The 20000-nt window shown below is 47.9% G+C and carries 17 protein-coding genes; 11 read left to right on the top strand and 6 right to left on the bottom strand.

Annotation, left to right across the window (positions count from 1 at the left end):
• Window positions 1-31: 31 nt before the first annotated feature.
• From ACYVGO_RS27825 to rpe, 5 genes are all read right to left on the bottom strand, one after another.
• Entirely contained in the window at window positions 32-862 is an 831-nt protein-coding gene (locus ACYVGO_RS27825; protein ID WP_460972062.1) for a transketolase, read from the bottom strand.
• A gap of 97 nt (window positions 863-959) precedes the next feature.
• A complete protein-coding gene (locus ACYVGO_RS27820) occupies window positions 960-2786 on the bottom strand; it encodes a glycosyltransferase family 39 protein (RefSeq protein WP_460972061.1) in 1827 nt (608 codons plus the stop codon).
• 31 nt (window positions 2787-2817) lie between these two features.
• Window positions 2818-4917, bottom strand: a complete 2100-nt coding sequence (locus tag ACYVGO_RS27815) for an OmpA family protein (protein WP_460972060.1) — start codon at window positions 4915-4917, stop codon at window positions 2818-2820.
• A gap of 100 nt (window positions 4918-5017) precedes the next feature.
• Window positions 5018-6409, bottom strand: a complete 1392-nt coding sequence (locus ACYVGO_RS27810) for an alpha-amylase family glycosyl hydrolase (RefSeq protein WP_142772666.1) — start codon at window positions 6407-6409, stop codon at window positions 5018-5020.
• Window positions 6410-6454: 45 nt separating this feature from the next.
• On the bottom strand, window positions 6455-7126 hold the full coding sequence (gene rpe / locus ACYVGO_RS27805; protein WP_142772667.1) for a ribulose-phosphate 3-epimerase: 672 nt from the start codon (window positions 7124-7126) through the stop codon (window positions 6455-6457).
• 274 nt (window positions 7127-7400) lie between these two features.
• Between rpe and ligA the strand changes: the two genes are divergently transcribed.
• The 3 genes from ligA to ACYVGO_RS27790 all read left to right on the top strand — a co-directional run bounded on the left by ligA (window position 7401) and on the right by ACYVGO_RS27790 (window position 11838).
• Complete coding sequence (ligA, locus tag ACYVGO_RS27800; protein WP_460972059.1) at window positions 7401-9536, top strand: NAD-dependent DNA ligase LigA; 2136 nt, start codon at window positions 7401-7403, stop codon at window positions 9534-9536.
• Window positions 9537-9594: 58 nt separating this feature from the next.
• A complete protein-coding gene (dapA, locus tag ACYVGO_RS27795; protein ID WP_460972058.1) occupies window positions 9595-10491 on the top strand; it encodes a 4-hydroxy-tetrahydrodipicolinate synthase in 897 nt (298 codons plus the stop codon).
• A 171-nt stretch (window positions 10492-10662) separates the two neighbouring features.
• A complete protein-coding gene (locus tag ACYVGO_RS27790) occupies window positions 10663-11838 on the top strand; it encodes a M28 family metallopeptidase (RefSeq protein ID WP_460972057.1) in 1176 nt (391 codons plus the stop codon).
• Between the two features lie 12 nt (window positions 11839-11850).
• Here ACYVGO_RS27790 and ACYVGO_RS27785 read toward each other — a convergent pair whose 3' ends face one another.
• Window positions 11851-12534: an SDR family NAD(P)-dependent oxidoreductase gene (locus ACYVGO_RS27785; RefSeq protein ID WP_460972056.1), complete on the bottom strand. Its 684-nt coding sequence runs from the start codon at window positions 12532-12534 to the stop codon at window positions 11851-11853.
• A 178-nt stretch (window positions 12535-12712) separates the two neighbouring features.
• Here ACYVGO_RS27785 and ACYVGO_RS27780 point away from each other — a divergent pair, with 178 nt between their 5' ends.
• The 8 genes from ACYVGO_RS27780 to ACYVGO_RS27745 all read left to right on the top strand — a co-directional run.
• Window positions 12713-13777: a cytochrome-c peroxidase gene (locus ACYVGO_RS27780; RefSeq protein ID WP_460972055.1), complete on the top strand. Its 1065-nt coding sequence runs from the start codon at window positions 12713-12715 to the stop codon at window positions 13775-13777.
• A 152-nt stretch (window positions 13778-13929) separates the two neighbouring features.
• On the top strand, window positions 13930-14493 hold the full coding sequence (locus ACYVGO_RS27775; protein WP_142772673.1) for a hypothetical protein: 564 nt from the start codon (window positions 13930-13932) through the stop codon (window positions 14491-14493).
• A gap of 100 nt (window positions 14494-14593) precedes the next feature.
• Window positions 14594-15061, top strand: a complete 468-nt coding sequence (locus tag ACYVGO_RS27770; RefSeq protein WP_142772674.1) for a pyrophosphohydrolase domain-containing protein — start codon at window positions 14594-14596, stop codon at window positions 15059-15061.
• Window positions 15062-15151: 90 nt separating this feature from the next.
• Window positions 15152-16414, top strand: a complete 1263-nt coding sequence (pepT, locus tag ACYVGO_RS27765; RefSeq protein ID WP_460972120.1) for a peptidase T — start codon at window positions 15152-15154, stop codon at window positions 16412-16414.
• A gap of 76 nt (window positions 16415-16490) precedes the next feature.
• Entirely contained in the window at window positions 16491-17468 is a 978-nt protein-coding gene (locus ACYVGO_RS27760; RefSeq protein ID WP_460972054.1) for an MBL fold metallo-hydrolase, read from the top strand.
• Between the two features lie 112 nt (window positions 17469-17580).
• Window positions 17581-18219 carry a ribonuclease H1 domain-containing protein gene (locus ACYVGO_RS27755; protein WP_460972053.1) on the top strand — a complete coding sequence of 213 codons (639 nt, stop codon included), beginning with the start codon at window positions 17581-17583 and terminating at the stop codon, window positions 18217-18219.
• Window positions 18220-18353: 134 nt separating this feature from the next.
• A complete protein-coding gene (locus tag ACYVGO_RS27750; RefSeq protein WP_460972119.1) occupies window positions 18354-19127 on the top strand; it encodes a tRNA1(Val) (adenine(37)-N6)-methyltransferase in 774 nt (257 codons plus the stop codon).
• Window positions 19128-19194: 67 nt separating this feature from the next.
• The coding region (locus ACYVGO_RS27745; protein ID WP_460972052.1) for a glycosyltransferase family 2 protein at window positions 19195-20000 on the top strand (806 nt) is incomplete at its 3' end.

Below are 20000 nucleotides of genomic sequence, written 5' to 3'. Positions count from 1 at the left end.
AGTTTTATAGGTAACGGTAATTGACTAATAGCTACACGCCGACAACGTGACCGGATAGATAGCGCTCGTTTACATCAGCATATGCCTGCTCATATTGTGCTTCGGTCATTGGGAGGTAGTGCCATTCCAGCCGGTTTTCCATGTAGGATACGCCCTTCCCTTTAACCGTTCTGGCAATCACTAGTTTAGGCTTCCCATTTGGCGTAGCTGTCAGTTGGTCAATTGTTTCCAGTAGTTCCGAAACGTTATGCCCATCGACAACTATCGTTTCAAAGCCGATAGCGTTCCAGGTTTGAACATCGGCCGTATCGCCTAACACATTTGCCGTTTGACCAAAACCCTGTAAACCGTTTTTGTCGATTAGCACAATCAGGTTATCCAACTCGTGCTGAATGGCAAAGTGAGCGGCTTCCCAGGTTGTACCTTCATTTGTTTCCCCATCCGACATAAGAACAAAGACGCGTGAATCGTCTCCTATGAGCTTACCCGCCTGCGCTATGCCCGTACCAATGGGTAATCCATGTCCCAGTGAACCCGTAGCAAACGGAATGCCTGCATGCTGATTGGGTGCTGGGTGGGCGGGCAGGGTAGTACCATTTAGGTAATAAGTGGCTAGTGTCTCGTCCGAAATCTCCCCCAGATGGTTCAGGCACGCGTAAAGTGAGGCTGCCGCGTGCCCCTTTGAAAGCAAAAAGGTATCCTGTTCCCGTTTACGAAGCACTAGTGTGGCTATCATCAGGTCTACACAACTGAGTGAGCAACCGATATGACCGGCATGAGCCTGGTTATAGAGGCTTAGTATTTTGAGCCTGAGTTGCCCCTGGAGCGTTTGCAGATCAGTTTGTTCGGTTGTTGAAGTCATGATTGTTAAGTAAATGGATAATGAAGAATGTACAATGAATAATGCCTCCCGGAGAACCCCTATTCATTGTACATTCTTCATTATCCATTATTTGTTGTTAATCGCCGTAGCGATAGGTACTTCCTTTGAAATCAAAAATAGTGATTTTTTTATCCGAATGCCCTTTCACCAGCACAATCTGGTCGCGTTCGTTTGGATCGACCCGCTGAATGAATTGAGCATCTTTGGGTAGATAAACATTGACTAACTGTGCATCGAAGAGCGAAACAGGGGAGAATGTTCGGTCATTTTTCTCCGATAAGATAATGCGCTTTTTATTCGGATAAAGGATCGTATCGCCAGGGGTGTAAAGTCGTTTCAATTGTTGTGCGGATGCCCAATAGGGATTGGCAATTCGTGGGGTACCAAAGAGCGTGTATTTTGCGGCAGTATCGGCGTAAATACCGCCCAGTAGCTGGACAATATGGCCTGCCTGAATCAGTAAGACGGCTGCAATTGGCAGGCTGAACCACCAGCGCGTTTTGCTTAGCTGAAGCAGGCCCATGCCTACTAAAATACAGACGTAGGGAAACGAAAACCCAGAATACCGTTGGGTGATACCATACGTATGCCCGGAGCGCCAGGCCATAAACAACAGAAAAAGCGTGGGTACAAAAGCCAATAAGAGCAGGAGAACGACAAAACGCTTCTGTAGGGAATCCGTTTGGCTTAAGGCATACCGGCCAATCAGGTAAATGAATGGAATGGAAATCGACAATACTAACAGCCGTATGGGTAGTATAGTATAAAACGGCAAACCTGCCAGTAGTAGTAATGGGATCGCAACATAAACCCAAACGGGTGGTTTGGCTACTAGAAAATACCGATGCATCACCAGGGTTGCTATAATGCCTAAACCTATTGCCAGCAGCGCGTTTCGAATACTACTCAACACGGCGGTCATACCGTTGGTGACGATAAATAAATCTGAAAAAACGGGAACGGCCCGAACAGCAATGTTCGGAATTGTGGCGGGGAGAATGATGCCGAAACCATTGTTTAGTGGATTGGTAAGCGCCAGATTCCGATAAAAATTCTTCTGCTCTTCCAGGATATAAAACGTGTAGGTGCCGCCCCCATACTGAAACCATAATGAAATCAACCCGAGTCCTATAATGGCTGTTATGCCCAGCGATACCCATGCCCGACCGTTTCGGAGATAAAAAAGTGCGTAGAGACCATGGCAAAGAAATACGGTAACGGTTAAATAATGGGAAAGCACCGCCGTTACAAAAACAAGTCCATAAGCCAGGTAGAGCCCAAGTGGAGAACGTCCCGATGAAGAACGAACGCGTTCCTGAATCAGTAGAAAAATATGGGTAGCCAGCAACGTCAGAAAGAACGTCATGGAATAATTCCGGGCAATGTGGCTATAGGATACAAAAAAGGGTTCGATGGTAGCAATTGCGGCACTCGTGAGCGCCAGGCTATCGGACAAAGCAAGAAATCTAGATTGATCTGAGCTGGTAGTTCGCTGATTTGGCCGGAAGTGCCGACGCACAAAAACGAATAGCAGTAGGACAATTAGCGTACTGAAAATAACCGAAGGCATTCGGAGCGATGTGTCACTTAAACCAAACACCTTTAGCCAAAGCCACAGCACACCGTAGTAAGCCGGGCTATTACCAATATCTCCCCGGATATTGGCTTCTATGAAGTCATGAATGGTTTTGGGCTTCCAGAATTCAGCAGGTGTAAAGTACGGCTTGTTGAAAACATCTTTCTGATTCGCCCCTTCGAGGCAAACTCCCTGACTGATGAGAAGTGTCGATTTTTCATCGAAATAAATGCCATACGTACCAACTCGGTACAGGCGAAGGCCCAGGGCAAGTACCAGTAAGGCACTTAATAAAAGCAGGCTATTGCGGGATAATGGAACAGACATTGGGCCAAAACTACGCGCAAAATCCGGGTTCTCATAGTTTCAGGATTGTGAATTCTACGCGCCGGTTCTGTTTACGCTTCTCTTCGGTTTCGTTGCTGGCAATGGGTTTGCTGGGTCCCCACGCCTTTGTTTGGATACGTGTTTCTGGAATTCCTTTACTGGTCAGATACCCTTTTACAACCCGAACGCGATCTTCGGAAAGCTTCATATTGGGCTCCCAATCCCCCTGATTGTCCGTATGACCTTCAATCAGCAATTCCATAGTTGGGTATTTTTCAAGCATAGAAACGACCTGGTCCAGCTCTGAATTTGCGCCCGGGAGCAAGGTAAACTGGCTCTGTTGAAACAGTACCTCACGCATCACAATTTTTTGCCCAGGTTCAATTTTAACCAGATACAAATTGCGCCGGATATCCCGGAATCGTTTGTCTTTGCTTAGATCGATTGTTTCAGTTGTTGTAAAATAGCCTTCTTTTTTAGCCTTCAGGTTATAGACTTTCTGAGTGGGAAGAATCATCTTGTACTCGCCCGTTTCTGGACTATAATCTACTTTGGCTATTTCTTTGTCATCGCCGAATAAACCGGATGCTACTTCTGAGGCTACCGGTTTTTTGCTCTGGGCATCTAACACCTGTCCCGAAATAATGGCAACGGGATCGGGCTTAATGGCTGGGTATAGTTTTAACCGAAAAATGTCATCCTCACCCAATGAGCCTGCCCGCGAACTCAGATACGCAAAATCGCCGGAGGCTGGAATGGTAAAATAACCATCCCATTCGTTTGTGTTAATGGCTGGGCCAAGGTTTTCTGGTTCGCTCCAGTTTCCCCAGGATTCATCCTGCCGACGGCTGACGAAAATATCGCCATTTCCGAAGCCAGGATGTCCGGCCGACGTAAAATAAAGTGTTCGGCCATCTGCAGCCAGAAAAGGAGAGCTTTCAAATTCGGCCGTATTGACAACACCCCCTAAAGAAACCGGCTCCGACCAGGTATTATCCGATTTCTGCAACGATACATAGAGGTCACGATTGCCTCGGGTATCCTTTCGTTGAACTGCCAGAATGATGGCTTTTCCATCGGGCGAGACACAAAACTCCAGTTGATTTTTTTCGTGCAGGTTGTAATTGTTCGCAATTCGGCATTCAACGGGTTGCGACCAGCCGGCTTTGGTTCGGATGGATTTAGAAATACCAAACGACATACCACCATCGGGCCGATACACATTAATGAGGTACGCCGTCCGTCCATCGGGCGCCATACCACTAATGGCATTATCGCCGGTATTGTTGATGGGAGGGCCAATATTAATGGCTTCACTCCAGCTAGCCGGGTTGCCATTTGAGGCTGACTCAAGCGTAGAGTACCAGACGTCCTGTCGGTCCGGGGCACCCATATTCGCTTTATTGAAATTTCGGGTAAAATAAAGCGTCCGGCCATCGGGCGAAATGACAGGGGCCACTTCCTGGCCAGGTGAATTAACGGTTTTACCGAGGTTCTCCTTTTGAATGTCCTTGGGCGTATTTTTTGAAACATTGATGCCAACCGTAATCGGTTTTGTATCCTCTGAAATACCAATGGCATCAATCTGATTCATGCCCTTCAGGGCAGCTCCATTTAATACAACCTTAATTTGGGCACAAAGGTAGGCGGAATCTTTTGGGAAAATCCGTAGGAGCGGGTCCTGGCGTGGCTGAACGCTGGCTGCCTGATAAACAGAATGCTCCTTTCCTTTTTCGTCAATTACGAGGACGTTGACAACCGCACCCGGATTTACGTTTTCTGCTATAATGATTTGCCGTGCCTGTATTGGTCTTTCAAAGCCTACCTGTATCCATTCATCAGCCGTACCATCGGCATAAAAAGGGGCCCAGGCACATGGGCTTTCGCCCATTTCGGGAATTTTACTGGGGCGGCCAAGGGCCTGTGAGGCTTTATATTGTTCGCCAGTGGGTTCGCCTTTCTTTTCTGACGATACGCCAACCACACGACTGGCCCATTGGATTGGGTTTCGTTCGGTGGTGGGTGCATCGTTACGGCTGGCAGTTCGCTGTGGCGCGTCAGGCGACTGCGCTTTGCTGACCGAACTGGCCATTACAACCAATATACCCGCCAAAATGCTCCAAACTCGCATATATAGATGAAACGGTGAGTAATATAGACTGATTTATGTTGCAATAGTTGCAACTCTAAACATAGAATTGCGTACACATGGTGCCCCAAACTGAGAAAACTTAGTTTGTGAGCACCCGATATTCCCAGGGTTTAAGGGTAACAGCCATTTCTGGTTTCAATTCCACAGGCTGATGGCTGAATATTTCGGTATACATGCCTGTAAAACCATCACCCATCATGTGAATCGTTTTAGCCTGCCCACTTAAATTAAGAATGACCACCACACGATCATTTTCACGTTGGCGGTGAAAAGCATATACTTTGTCGTCATGATCGGTGATGATCTTTTCCGCTTTACCACCCGCCTGACCATTCCAAAGGGCACGATTACGGTGTTTAAGTGTGAGTAATGTTTTGAAAAAATCACTCTTGGCGTAATTGCCCCACGAAATGGTATCTTTCTCTAAAATGGCCAGTCGTTTGTTCAGATTCGACTCCATGCCGTTATACACCAGCGGCATGCCTTCGAGCGTACTGCTCAGAACAAGGAAGGCGTCAGCTCCGGGGCCAAATGACTCGTCCAACGTACCATTATTGGTATTTTCGTCGTGGTTTTGCGTAAACATCATCTGGTAGTACCAACTCGGAAAGCGTTTCTGGTTTGCTTCGCGCAGCGAGTCAATCTTATCGGCGGTACGTTCCCCTTTGGCTACCGCCTTCATCATGTTATACATTGTCCAACTGTAGTTCATATTGAAGCAGCTTTTGAACTGGTCCGGGTCATCTTCCCATTCCGAGAGCATGAATACAGTTTTGATTTTATCGAGTTGGGGGCGAAGTTCGGCCCAGTAAGTATTTGGTACGTAACCTGCCGCATTGCAACGATAGCCATCGATATCAGTTTCCTTGAGCCAGTACTGCATTGCCTCAGTCATGGCTTTACGCATATCCGGATTGTCGTAATTGAGTTTTACTACATTGGCCCAGCCGGTTGGTATGCCGCTTTGAGGTTTGCCGGGAGAGACCATTTTCCCTTTCTCCGTCACATACCAATCGGGATGTTGTTGTACCCAGGCATGATCCTGGGCTGTATGGCTGGCCACCCAGTCCAGCAGGATGCGTAAGCCCAGGGCATGTGCCCGATTTACAAGTGATTTGAATTCGGCCAGTGTGCCATAGTCTGGATTGATCAGCTTATAATCGACTATAGCATAGGGACTACTAAGCGCTCCTTGACTAATTGGGTAGATGGGCATCAACCAGATAATATCGACGCCCATTTCTTTCAGTCGGGGCAATTGAGCTTCTATAGCTTTGAAATTGCCCTGGGGTGAAAACTGGCGGGTGTTAACTTCGTAAATAGTTGCGTTTTTAGCCCAGTCGGGCGCCGGTAAAGTAGCCCGCGATGTTGTATCAGAAGATGGGTTATCGGTTTGGTCCTGTGGAGTATTGCGACAGGCCGTTGTCAGGAGAAGCGAACTGAGTACTAGGGCCAGGTATAATTTCTTCATGGAGGATGCCAACGAATTCAAGTAGATAAAGAGTGACAAAAAGCATCAGGCCACCATGGGCAGGCTGCTATTTTTTAATTGGCGGATCGCTTCCAAGGGATCGCTCGCTCTGAAAACGGAGTTGCCTGCTACCAGTATATCTGCACCGGCATTGACTAAAGATTGTGCGTTTTTTTCGCTAACTCCTCCATCAATTTCAATCAGAGCTGTCGAGTGATTTGCCGTCAGTAATTGTTTTAACCTGATTACTTTTTGAATGGTATGTGGTATAAACGATTGTCCACCAAAACCTGGATTCACAGACATGATTAAAACGACATCAATCTGTTCCAGCACATCGTCAAGTCCGGAAACGGGTGTATGCGGATTCAGCGCTACGCCTGCCCGGCAACCTAATTCGCGGATGCGGGTCAGCGTTCGATGAAGATGGGTACAGGCTTCATAATGCACGTGAATGACCGATGCTCCGCCTTCGGCAAAAGCCTCCAGATAACGCTCCGGTTGTGTGATCATCAGGTGGACATCCAATGGCTTCTCACAGTATTTTTTTGCGGTTTCCAGGAGTGGAAAGCCAAACGAAATATTGGGTACGAACAAGCCATCCATTACATCGAAATGAAGATAATCGGCTTCGCTGCGGTTTATTAAATCCAGCTCCTTTTGCAGATTAGCAAAGTCGGCGGCCAGTAGCGAAGGAGCAATAAAAGGCTGAGTCATGGTTGTTCTGAAGTCCTGAAAAAGCAATCAATTGAAAAAGAAAGACTTAGTCAGTAGGCGTTGTCAATTACTTATTTTTTTATCCTGTAAAACTAACGTTTTTTTGCTTGAACGAGGAAACAAACCCAATATTGCTGATTAGTGATTAAGTGATCCGTGAACTAGGGGTAGGGGGGTGAGTAGGTGAAGTGGATGAATACCAGAAACTTAGTCAACCTGATGCACCTATGCCACTCTACTTACTCCACTCACTAAACCCATTACCAACTACAAAATGACACCCCAGGAGCGCATAGCCGAACTAACCGACCGTCTAAACTATTATACCCATCAATATTACCAGAATAGTGTTTCGGAAGTTGATGACTTCACCTTCGATCAACTCCTGGCCGAATTGGCTGACCTTGAAAAACAATACCCGGAATTCCGCCAGCCCGAATCGCCTACTGCCCGCGTTGGCGGTACCATCAGCAAGGAATTTGCAACCGTCTACCATCGGTTTCCAATGCTATCATTGGGCAATACATACTCGGAAGAAGACCTGGTTGAATTTGATAAGCGGGTTCAGAAGGGCTTAAATGGGCAACCCTACGAATACATCTGTGAGCTAAAGTTTGATGGTGTCGCTCTGAGTATAACCTACGAAAATGGGATACTGGTGCAAGGGGCTACCCGTGGCGATGGCGTTCGGGGTGATGATATAACGAATAACATTCGGACTATTCGTACGGTACCGCTTCGAGTAGGTGAAGGGCGTGTAGCAGGGAGCAGGGAGCAGGAAGTAGCGGAGAAAGGGCAGGTTGCTATTGAGTTTGGCGATGGTATTCCCCCCGCTCCGAGCCCCGAGCCCCCTGCTCTATTCGAAGTGCGGGGGGAGGGCTTCCTGCCGCTGGCCGAGTTCGAGCGGATTAACAAAGAACGTGAGGATATTGGCGAACCCTTACTGGCCAATCCGCGCAATGCCGCGTCGGGCACCTTTAAACAGCAGGACTCCAGTGCTGTAGCAAAACGTCGGCTCGACTGTTACGTCTACTCGTTCCTGTCTGATAATGACGTATTTCAGACCCATGAGGAAAGCCTGGTTGCTATGAAACAGTGGGGCTTTAACGTCTCGCCAACCTGGCAGAAATGTGCCGATGTTCAGGAGGTTATGCACTACATCAATGAATGGGAGGAGAAACGGTTTTCGTTACCGCTCGGTACAGATGGTATTGTCATAAAAGTCAATCGGTACGACCAGCAGCGTGAATTAGGCTACACCGCAAAAAGCCCGCGCTGGGCTATTGCATTTAAGTACAAAGCAATGGCAGCCAGTACGGTGTTGACCGGCATTCGATACCAGGTTGGCCGGACAGGCTCCGTTACGCCAGTTGCCTTGCTGACGCCCGTATTATTGGCCGGAACGGTTGTTAAACGGGCATCGCTCCATAATGCCAACGAAATTGAGCGATTGGGCGTGATGCTGTACGATACGGTATTTGTGGAGAAAGGGGGCGAAATTATCCCGAAAATAACCGGTGTTGATCTCACCCGGCGTACCGGTCAAAGTCAGCCTATTCAGTACCCAACAACCTGCCCAGCCTGTGGTACACCCTTAATTCGGAAGGAGGGCGAAGCAAATCATTATTGCCCTAATGAGCGGGGGTGCCCACCGCAGCGACAGACTCGCTTTGAGCATTTTATTCAGCGACGAGCCATGAACATCGAGAGCCTGGGTGAAGGGAAAATAGAAATGCTCATCGACAGGGGCCTTGTGCAGACACCTGCTGACCTTTACAGCCTCACAAGTGAGCAGCTTCTGGGACTTGAAAAAGTGTTCATGGACGAGGAGACCGGGAAAAAACGTGTGGTCAGCTTTCGGGAGAAAACCGTCGAGAATATTCTGACAGCTATTGAACGATCAAAGACGCAACCGGTACAAAATGTGCTGTTTGCGCTTGGAATTCGGTACGTGGGCAATACAACGGCAGAAAAGTTAGTAGACTATTTCGGGTCGATGGATGCGATTATGAATGCAAGCCAGGAGCAATTACTGGCTGTGCCGGATACGGGTCCGCGTATTGCCGAGAGTGTAGTCGCCTGGTTCGCTGATGCCTATAATCGGACGTTTGTGGAACAATTGAGGGCGGCTGGCTTACAGTTTATGGGCGAGAAGAAAGAGGTAGAGCAAGAAGGGGATGCACTGTCGGGAAAAACCTTTTTGTATACCGGCACATTCGCAAATTTCAGTCGTGAAGAACTCGAAAACCGAATTGCGGCCAACGGCGGTAAAGTTCTCAGTGGAATTTCTAAAAAACTCAACTACCTGATTGTTGGCGAAAATGCTGGGCCATCGAAGGTCGATAAGGCACAAAAACTAAATGTGCCCATGATTAGCGAAGATGAGTTTCTGGCAATGCTGACAGAATGAGAGTTTACACACTAAATTCCCGTAACTTTGCAGGAATAATACATTCCTGTTTCTTCTAATGGATACTAAATTCCATGGCGTAGGTGTTGCTATTGTAACTCCTTTCAATGCCGATTTATCTATCGACTACAACGGCTTCGGTCGTATTGTCCGGCACATCTCCGACGGAGGTGTTCGTTACATCGTCCTGCAAGGCACTACCGGCGAATCGCCTACGGTGACAAAACAGGAAAAGAAACAGTTATTACACTACCTGAAGGAAAATAACCCAAAGAACCTGCCTATCGTGTTTGGTGTAGGTGGTAATGTTACCTCCGAGGTTGTATCGGGTATGAAGGACATTGATTTTGAAGGCGTCGATGCTATTCTATCGGTTTGTCCGTATTACAATAAACCAGGAAAACGTGGTGTGATCGAGCACTTTACACGTATTGCCGATGCCAGTCCGGTACCCGTTATTCTCTATAACATTCCGTTCCGGACAGGCATTAACATGTCTGCTGAAACCATCTGCGAACTAGCCCAGCATCCGAACATTATTGGTGTGAAAGAAGCATCGTGTGTAATTGAACAGTGCATGGAAATTGCCCGCGACAAACCCGATGATTTCCTGCTTATTTCGGGGGATGATGTACAAGGCGTACCCATTATCAGTATTGGTGGTGTAGGCGTTATGTCGGTAGTAGCCAACGCATTTCCGGCCAAATTCTCCGGTATGATCGAAGCCGCTTTGCAAGGTGATTTTGCCTTTGCACAGAAAGAACTTGGTCATTTCCTCCGCATAGATCCACTGCTGTATGAAGAGGGAAATCCAGTAGGTATAAAAAATGTTCTGGAGATCATGGGCCTGATTTCGGCTGAAGTTCGACTACCGCTTATGAAAGCGTCCGATGACCTGAGTGAGCGTCAGCGGGCTGTTTTACAGCGGGATGGTCTGCTGGAATTGGTAGCCTAGCAATCGATGAACGTGTAGTTTCGGCCCTCAACTTAATTGCTAGGTTGAGGGCCATTTTTTTCTTTTTCGGAAGTCAGATCGGGGGTTATGAAGTAGCTTGTGAACCGTGCCTGCCTTTTTTGCCAAATCCATCTACATTGACAATGGTCTTTACGTATAGTCAGCGAGCTTATGAAAATACCGGTTCAGACAATTTTACGCGAACTTACTGCCTTACCGCATCGCGGAACTGCTACGCCACAAGGATCTGAAGCGGCCCGATTGCTTCAATCGTATTTGGCAGAAATGGGAGCTACCTCCCGAATGGAGCCATTTCAGACCCCTAAAACGTACGCGACAATTGTTTACTGGTTAATTGGTGGTATAGTGGCCGGGTTGGTATTGATCCCGTTTACGGGTGTATCTGTAGGTTTCGTCTGGTATTTTGGTTTTCTAGCCTGGAAATATTTCAACTGGCGATATTCGTTTATTGTCAAATTTCCCGTGCAGCATACGGCTAATAACGTCATTGGAAAGTGGAAAGACAGGGGGGGAGGAGAGGATCGCCGGAAAGTGATTTTGATGGCGCATTATGACACGGCTCCCGTATCGTTGCTCTATAGCCCAAAACAACAGGCTGGCTTTAGGGCTTCTCTGCTCATCTCTCTATGGTTGATGTTATTAGCCGCTTCGCTGGCCACACTGGAAGTGTTTGGTGTTGCGTTGCCTTATCTAACGTATATACGTTATGGTCTGATTGGTTATTTCATACTGCAAGCGATAATTGGTACGGCAGGTTACTGGCTAAAAGGATATACCAATGGAGCCAGCGACAATGCAACGGGCGTTGCGGCTGCGCTGGCTACCGCCGATCGACTAAATCAGGCAAATTTGCCGGGCCTGGATGTGGAAGTGGTGCTGACAAGTGCCGAAGAAGTGGGTATGCTTGGGGCCTACTATTTCGTTGAGGCTCATAAAAGGGAGTGGAAACGGACTCAAACAATGGTCATAAATTTCGATACACTGGGTGCTGGAAGGTTAACGGTTGTTGAGAAAACCGGTACCGCAGAAATCATTGAATACAAAAATGAGCCCACACGTATAGCTCGTCAATTAATTGACACAGAGTTGTTTCAGGATCGGGCACAGGTAGGGCGCTGGCATACCGCCGACTTCGACAGTGTATGGTTTGTACGAAACCGTATTCCTGTTCTGGCATTATGCGCCCTAAATGCAGACGGACAAATGCCCAGAATTCACCAACCCGATGATACGTTAGCCTACGTTGACACGACACCTATTGAAACTGCTGTAGATCTTGGTGAAGCGGTCGTAAAGGAATGGCTGAAAACGCACCTGGCCACGTAAACGGCACAGATTTTAAGATTGATTGTATAGCTTCAATATAGGATCGCTGATCATTCTGCCGGTGTCTGATAAGACAAAGGCAATTGTTTTGCTGATATCCTCAGGTGTAATCCATTTTGTAGGGTCAGCGTCGGGCATAGCTTCCCGATTAATTGGCGTATCGATGGTGCTGGGAACAATGACAGTTGCCGAAATGTGGCTGTCATTCCCAGCCGCATTTACCAAATTGGCCAGTTCAAAAATCAGGGATTTGCTGAGTGCATAGGCAACCAGATTTTTGCCAGCTTCGGGTACAATAGCCGGACGTGCCCCAATAAATACAAATTGGCCTCCACCCTGCGCTTCAAATAAAGTCATCAGAGGTTTAACCACGTTAAAAGCGGTAATAAAGTTGAGTTGGTACATTTTATCAAGCGTGGCTATCTCAGTTTCCTGAATGCCACCCGTTGCAAAACCGCCAACCAATAAGGCTGCTGCATGAATCGGCTTATGGCCAATCTTGCCCAAAAAACTGGAAACGTTATCAGATTCCAATAGATTAACAACATGGCTCTCCACATTTGGCAGATGCTTAAAAATGTCCAGATTTTTCTCTGAACCCAGTGTGGCTATGATGTGGTAACCGTCTTTGTGTAATTCTTCAACGAGGTTGGTGCCCAGATTGCCAGAGGCACCTGTTACAAGTACTGTTTTCATCGTATCAATTTGCTGATAAGTACTAAAAAAAAGCGATTATCGCAGGGTAGCTACTACCAATTCATCCTTCAGCAAGCTACTACTTTTGGCGTAATCATCCAGTCAGCCTATCTAAAAAATAACTACCCGTAGGAGTTAAGAACGAAGGTCGTCTATTGCCCAAAAGCCATTCATTTATATGAAGAAATTACTTGTCTTTATTGCCAGCATCTCTTTACTGTTTCAAAATTGCGCGAAGACCGACGAAGCGCTTGCCCCTGCGCTAACGGCAGGTCCAACGCTCCCCGGCACATCCTACAACTACCTTGTTCCGTTTCCTGCTCATATTCAAACTGCCCTTGCCGCTACCGATAATACACCGGCCAATAATCCAATAACCAACGACGGAGCTACGTTGGGGCGAGTCCTTTTCTATGACAGAAACTTATCATTGAACAGAACGGTAAGTTGCGGGAGCTGCCATAAGCAGGCACTTTCTTTTGATGATAATGTTGCCTTAAGCAGAGGCTTCAATAATGCACTCACCACCCGGAATTCAATGTCGCTGCTGAATGTGCGGTTCTATAGATCGGGAAAAATGTTTTGGGACGAGCGATCGGCTACCGTAGAAAAGCAGGCGTTACAACCCATTCAGAATCACCTGGAGATGGGGCTTACCCTAGCGGAGCTTGAAAGCCGGGTCAATGGACTAAGTTATTACCCCGCTTTGTTCCAGAAGGCATTTGGGAGTACAACGATTGATTCGGTAAAAATTGCCCGGGCATTGGCTCAGTTTGAACGCTCTATTGTTACCTATCAATCGAAATACGACCGGGTAAAACAGGGGACCGATAGCTTTACATCCCTGGAAGCTCAGGGAGAGCAACTGTTTTTAACCGCACCTAGAGGGGGAGGAGGAGGCCCGGCTCCAGCCTGCGCGGGGTGCCATACGCCACCAATGTTTATCACATCGACACCTGCAGGCCCATTTGCGTTTCCGCTGGAGTCCGGTATCAATGGGCAGAATCGATTCAAGAGCGGCTCCCTACGAAACATCAGTACCCGTAAATTCTTGTTTCATAGTGGAAACGTTGCGGATGTGAGTGCGATGTTGAAGGCGGGATCTCCCGGTTCGGGTAGTGCGGGAATACCAGCACATGCCGTATCACCAGCGGATGTCGCTGCTTTACTCGCCTTTTTTACTACCTTAACTGATGAGTCGATTACCACCGACCCCAAATTTTCAGACCCATTTAAACAGTAGCGTATCGGATAGGGTATAGTACTGATCAGGTGAACTTTTAGATTGAATGAGAGTGAATCCGTTGGCTAGATAAACTACACAATAGCCAGTAGGTAGCGCATCAATTCGATATTGTTCATTCATCCTAGTGTATTAACCCTTACTTTTGTCATATGGCTACTTATAAAAACGAAGGGTTCGACCCGGAGGAAATCAGCGCACTCAAAGACGAGTGCCTGCAGGAAGGCAAATCATTCGTTATTGTTGAAGACGACGATCTGGATACGCTGGATGAGGGAGAATGCGTACATATTCAGTTCCCAGGCTCCTATCAGGGTCAGGAAGTAATTTTTGATACACTCGTTTATACGCTACGCCTGCACCATAGCAGCTTAGTGTACGAAATGGCGGTGGAGCAGGTTCAGAAAACGTTTCCTGAATACGTTCCACCCGAAGAGCGCAAATCCAATTACAAAATTGCTCCTGAGCTGGAGGAGGAAGCTGAAACAGCCCTGACCGAACTAATCGAGGAAATTGAGGAGACCGAAACCGTTAAAGTGCAGGAACACGTTGAAGTCGATACCCAGTCTGATTATGGGATTGCCCTGGACGTTTGCCTGAACGTCGACGAAATCACCGACGAAGTAATCGAAGACTTTGTCAGTCATTTCAAAGCAAATACACTTTCTCTAGACAAAACCCTATACTCCTTCACCAGCGAGGAAGATGAAAATTAAATGAATAATGGATAATGTACAATGATTAATGTAAGACGCTACGCTAACAATGCGGACGAACCATTATCCATTTTACATTATCCATTTTACATTATTGACTATGCACCAACCTGATTCGCTTAACCAGGTAGCGGAATTTCACCGCACCTTCCATGCCCCTGTTTTAGAAACTCCCCAAATTCCATCGGCAGCGCGTTGCCAACTGCGTGTGTCGTTACTGGCCGAAGAACTTGATGAACTGCGCGATGCCATTACCGAGGGCGACATTGTGGCTGTAGCCGATGCCTTGTGCGATTTACAATATGTATTGTCGGGGGCGGTTCTTGAATTTGGATTGGGGGATAAATTTAAAGCTCTTTTTGATGAAGTACAGCGCTCAAATATGAGCAAAGCCTGCCTGACGATTGCCGAAGCCGAGGCAACGGTAGCTGAATACCAGGCGAAAGGGTTTCCCTGTCATTTCATCGAATCGGATGGGAAGTACCTGGTGTTTCGGGATGCTGACCATAAGACCCTAAAAAGTGTAAATTATTCTCCGGCTGATCTCGCGGGAATTTTAAAAGTCTAACCGCCAAGGGCGCAAAGGTATACGCAAAGAACGCAAAGAATGTTCGCGTTTACCTTTGCGCTTTTCTTTGCGTCCTTTGCGTTTAAAAAAATGGAAAATTACACCTTTACCGAACGTCGGCCCGGAGCCGTAGACCGCTTTCTGCGCTACGTGCAGATTGACACCCAGTCGGACCCGCAATCGACGGCGAATCCGAGTACCGAGAAACAGAAAGATCTTAGCCGTGTACTGGTACAGGAACTGCTCGATATGGGCATCGCAGACGCTGAACTCGACCAATGGGGCTATGTGTACGCCACCATACCGGCCAATACCGATAAGGCGAATGTGCCAACCATCTGTTTCTGTTCGCATGTCGATACGTCACCAGATGTGACAGGGGCGGGGGTAAAACCAATGATTCATCGGCACTGGGACGGTTCTGATATTGTCCTGCCCGATGATCCGTCGCAGGTGATCCGGGTGGTGGATCATCCTGATTTGCAGCATCAGATCGGCAATGACATTATTACGGCTAGCGGAACTACGCTACTGGGAGCTGACAACAAAGCGGGCGTAGCCGAAATTATGGATGCGGCACACTATCTGATCACAAATCCAGGCATCAAACATGGTCGTATTCGACTGCTATTTACACCCGATGAAGAAATAGGGCGAGGAACCGAAAACGTAGATATCCAGAAGTTAGGGTCTGATTTTGGCTACACGATCGACGGGGAAGCGTTGGGCACGCTCGAAGATGAAACCTTCTCTGCCGATGCGGTAAAAATTACCATTCAGGGGGTGAGCACTCATCCGGGCTTTGCCAAAGGCAAACTTGAGAATGCCCTGAAAATTGCGGCTGATCTGCTGGCAGCGTTGCCCAAAAACGCCCTATCGCCCGAAACCACGGAAGCAAAAGAAGGCTTTGTTCACCCAACGCGGATGGAGGGCAATCAGGATCAGGCCGTTTTAGAATTCATTATCCGCGACTTTACGGAAGTGGGTTTACAGGAAAAAGAAACCTACCTGCAAAATGTGCTGAATGATATAGTAAAGAACTATCCTGGCTCATCGGCGCAACTGGTTGTGAAAGAACAATACCGGAATATGAAAGATGTGCTGGATCAATATCCTTCGGTAGTCGATAACGCGCTCGAAGCCATCCGACGGGCGGGGTTATCTGCTGAGCGTCGCAGTGTCCGGGGTGGAACCGATGGATCGCGACTGTCGTTTATGGGATTGCCTTGCCCTAATATCTTTGCGGGTGAGCATGCATTTCACTCCCGCCTGGAGTGGGTTTCAGTGCAGGATATGCAAAAGGCCGTTGAGGTAATTGTAAACGTAGCGCAGGTTTGGGAGGAGCGGAGTTAACGAGTAGACCGTTCCCATGGCTTGTCAAACAATCTAGTTTGCCTGTAGGTTGAGCAGTAAAATAAACTCAACGAACATGGAAAGTGAACTCGAACTTGATTTGCCGGTCGGTACGGCCAAAAAATCTCCTTATGATGTAACGGAGGATGTGGCAGGGTTAAAAACGTTGTTTGTCAACGTCTTCTTTATTGGAACGCCCGGTGTTGGCAATTCCTGGGTGCTGGTTGACACAGGGTTAGCGGGGTATGCTGGCCAGATTAAGAAAAAGGCAGAAGAGTTATTTGGCGCGGGTACCCAACCCGACGCGATTATACTGACACATGGCCACGCGGACCATACCGGTACACTGAAAACCTTACTGAATGATTGGGATGTGCCTGTCTACGCACACCGGCTCGAACTGCCTTATTTGCAGGGGAAATCGAGCTATCCACCCCCGGATCCAGCCATTGGCGGTGGTGCCATGGCATATATGTCCTGGGTATTTCCGATTGGACCGAGTGATTTTGGTGATCGAATTAAACCCATTGCAGAGAACGGTACTTTTCCTGAGTTACCAGATTGGCGGGCTATCCATACACCCGGTCACGCCCCAGGCCACATCTCGCTCTTTCGGGATAAAGACCGTACCCTGCTGGCAGGTGATGCCTTCGTAACAACCAACCAAAACGCAATGACAGCCGTGGCTACCCAGCGGGAAGAGTTTCACGGCCCACCTGCCTATTTCACCTGCGACTGGGAAGCCGCTAAAAAGTCGGTGTTAAAATTGAATAACCTCAACCCATTAGCTGCCGGAACAGGGCATGGGGTATCGGTGCGTGGGCTTGACTTGGAGTTAGGCCTTAACCGGCTGGCCCATGATTTTGAGACCCGCTCTATTCCATCGGCAGATGGTCGATACGTAAAACAACCCGCCGTGACCGATGAGAACGGTATCGTGGATATGCCTCCACCAACTTCCTTCCAGGTTGCCTGTACACTAGCCTGGAGTGCCTTGGCCGGGTTGACATTGTATGTACTATGGTCGGGCAGGCGTTTAATCAATGGAAAATAATTAATTTCCAGACAGAAAAAGCATTGTATGGGCATTGCTTTTTCTGTCTGGAAAACATAAATCGTTTTGGATACGTAGTCGTGTCCTTACTTTTGAGGAAAGTTATTTCGCTATGGCTGAGAAAAAGCCGAAATTTTATGTTGTCTGGCAAGGCCGAAAGCCAGGAGTTTATGATAGTTGGGACGAAGCTAAAGTCCAGACGGATGGGTTTCCTAAACCCCTGTTTAAGTCGTTCGATAGCAAACCCGCTGCGCTGAAAGCCTTTAAAGACAAACCCCATGTTCATATCGGTCAGGCAACCAAGCCCGCTGGTAAACAGGGAAAGCTGGATGGTTTGGTTGGCTTGCCCATTCAGGATAGCCTGGTTGTCGATGCGGCCTGGAATACGGCAACGGGCGATATGGAATACCAGGGCATCTACCTGGCTACCAAACAAAAGCTATTTCTAAAAGGCCCCTATTTGGATGGAACCAACAATATTGGTGAGTTCTTGGCCATCGTCCATGCGTTGGCCCTGCTTCATCAGAAGGGCAGTAACATTCCGGTGTATTCCGATTCCAGGACGGCCATTGGCTGGGTACAAAAGAAAAAAGCGAACACCAAACTCGAAGAAACCGCTCGGAATGCCGAACTCTTCGAGTTGCTTGAGCGGGCCGAAAACTGGCTCCAGACCCACCGGTTCGCCAACAAAGTTCTAAAGTGGGAAACCACCGTCTGGGGCGAAAATCCAGCAGATTTTGGGAGAAAATGAACGGATTTACGGGTTACGATGTACAAATTACGAATTCTACAAATACGTTTATTAAATCGTAATTCGTACATCGTAACTCGTAAATCCGTTTGTTTTCGTTCAAGCAATTCACCATTCGGCAAGAGCGTACGGCCATGAAAGTTTGTACGGACGCCTGTGTGCTTGGAGCCTATGCGGATTTAGGCGAAGGCGGGCGTGTTTTGGACATCGGAACTGGTACGGGTTTGCTGGCCCTGATGGCTGCTCAACGAAACCCAACGGCACTGATTGATGCGGTTGAAGTAGACGAAGCTGCATTCGGGCAAGCTAGTGAGAATGTAACCGTCAGCCCGTTTGCTGAGCGTGTGAATGTTGTTCATGAACGTATTCAGGACTTTAACCTCATACCCGGCTCCACTCCTATAACAGGAGAGAGGAAATTGGGAATCCCCGACTCTTCATCCCTCTCCTATAACAGCAGAGGGGCCGGGGATGAAGTTTTTTACGACCGCATTCTGACAAATCCCCCGTTCTATACAAACCACCTTCGGTCGCCGGATAAGGCCGTAAATCGTGCCCTCCATACTAACGAATTGCCGTTTCCAGAATTGATTTCGTCTGTAGTTCGGTTGATGAAACCAGCAGGGGAGTGGTGGGTATTGCTGCCACCTTATGAAACCGAAAAATTAATAAAATTAACCCAGGGAACTGGTTTGGGGCCGTTTAAGCAGTTGTTTCTTAGGCATAATGCACAAAAGCCTGTTTTTCGTGTGGTAACCGGTTTCTCGTTCAGAAACAGCTCAGTAAAGCAGGAAACGCTCACGATTTATGAAACCAGTAGACAGACAGAGCCTGGAAAGAACCAGCCACGAGAAACGTACACGTCAGAATTTCGAGAGTTACTTCGCGATTTTTACCTGATTTTCTGAAAACTCTGCGACCTTTGCGGTAATCGTTGCGCACTTTGCTGTTCGCCTGTGCGTTTTAGTTAATTATATGCCAGAATCGCTTCAACTGACCGTTCTGATCCCGCTCTACAACGAAGATGAGTCGCTGCCTGAACTGCACGACTGGATAGTACGGGTTGTAACAGAACATCACTTTACGTACGAAATCCTGTTCGTTGACGACGGCAGTACCGACGATTCGTGGGCTGTTATCGACCGGTTGGCGCGTACCAATTCCGCTGTACGTGGCATTCGGTTTAATCGAAATTATGGCAAAACGGCAGCTTTACAGGCAGGTTTTCAGGCCGTACGGGGGCAAGTTGTTATTACGATGGATGCCGATTTGCAGGATAGTCCCGATGAAATTCCGGAGCTGTACCGTATGATTACGGAAGAAAAGTACGACCTTGTATCTGGCTGGAAGCAAAAACGCTACGACCCCATTACAAAGACACTGCCAACCAAACTGTTCAACTCGGTATCGCGCTGGATTTCGGGGGTGCAGCTTCACGATTTCAACTGCGGATTGAAAGCCTATCGTCAGAAAGTGGTGAAAACCATAGCACCAACGCTCTACGGCGACATGCACCGTAACCTGCCGATTGTGGCTAACTGGAACGGCTTTGGCCGGATTGGCGAGAAAGTCGTTCAACACCGGGCACGCAAATACGGGACTACTAAATTTGGCCTGGAACGCTTTGTGAATGGCTTTCTTGACGTATTGGTGATCGGGTTCGTTCAAAAATTTAGTAAGCGGCCGATGCACTTTTTTGGTACGTTTGGTACCTTGTCGTTTTTTGTGGGCACCGCTGGATGGCGTTCGGGGTGCCACAGGATCATACTCACTCGTTCACC

The sequence above is a fragment of the Spirosoma migulaei genome, assembly GCF_054776855.1.
This window is presented reverse-complemented; position numbering and strand designations above follow the sequence as displayed.

Bases quoted from the DNA above. Each gene is read 5' to 3' on its own strand.
- ACYVGO_RS27760 (WP_460972054.1), top strand. From the start codon at position 16,491: ATGGAAAGTGAACTCGAACTTGATTTGCCGGTCGGTACGGCCAAAAAA.
- ACYVGO_RS27815 (WP_460972060.1), bottom strand. From the start codon at position 4,917: ATGCGAGTTTGGAGCATTTTGGCGGGTATATTGGTTGTAATGGCCAGT.
- rpe (WP_142772667.1), bottom strand. From the start codon at position 7,126: ATGACTCAGCCTTTTATTGCTCCTTCGCTACTGGCCGCCGACTTTGCT.
- ACYVGO_RS27810 (WP_142772666.1), bottom strand. From the start codon at position 6,409: ATGAAGAAATTATACCTGGCCCTAGTACTCAGTTCGCTTCTCCTGACA.
- pepT (WP_460972120.1), top strand. From the start codon at position 15,152: ATGGAAAATTACACCTTTACCGAACGTCGGCCCGGAGCCGTAGACCGC.
- ACYVGO_RS27770 (WP_142772674.1), top strand. From the start codon at position 14,594: ATGCACCAACCTGATTCGCTTAACCAGGTAGCGGAATTTCACCGCACC.
- ACYVGO_RS27825 (WP_460972062.1), bottom strand. From the start codon at position 862: ATGACTTCAACAACCGAACAAACTGATCTGCAAACGCTCCAGGGGCAA.
- ACYVGO_RS27750 (WP_460972119.1), top strand. From the start codon at position 18,354: ATGAAAGTTTGTACGGACGCCTGTGTGCTTGGAGCCTATGCGGATTTA.
- ACYVGO_RS27780 (WP_460972055.1), top strand. From the start codon at position 12,713: ATGAAGAAATTACTTGTCTTTATTGCCAGCATCTCTTTACTGTTTCAA.
- ACYVGO_RS27775 (WP_142772673.1), top strand. From the start codon at position 13,930: ATGGCTACTTATAAAAACGAAGGGTTCGACCCGGAGGAAATCAGCGCA.
- ACYVGO_RS27790 (WP_460972057.1), top strand. From the start codon at position 10,663: ATGAAAATACCGGTTCAGACAATTTTACGCGAACTTACTGCCTTACCG.
- ACYVGO_RS27755 (WP_460972053.1), top strand. From the start codon at position 17,581: ATGGCTGAGAAAAAGCCGAAATTTTATGTTGTCTGGCAAGGCCGAAAG.
- dapA (WP_460972058.1), top strand. From the start codon at position 9,595: ATGGATACTAAATTCCATGGCGTAGGTGTTGCTATTGTAACTCCTTTC.
- ligA (WP_460972059.1), top strand. From the start codon at position 7,401: ATGACACCCCAGGAGCGCATAGCCGAACTAACCGACCGTCTAAACTAT.
- ACYVGO_RS27820 (WP_460972061.1), bottom strand. From the start codon at position 2,786: ATGTCTGTTCCATTATCCCGCAATAGCCTGCTTTTATTAAGTGCCTTA.
- ACYVGO_RS27785 (WP_460972056.1), bottom strand. From the start codon at position 12,534: ATGAAAACAGTACTTGTAACAGGTGCCTCTGGCAATCTGGGCACCAAC.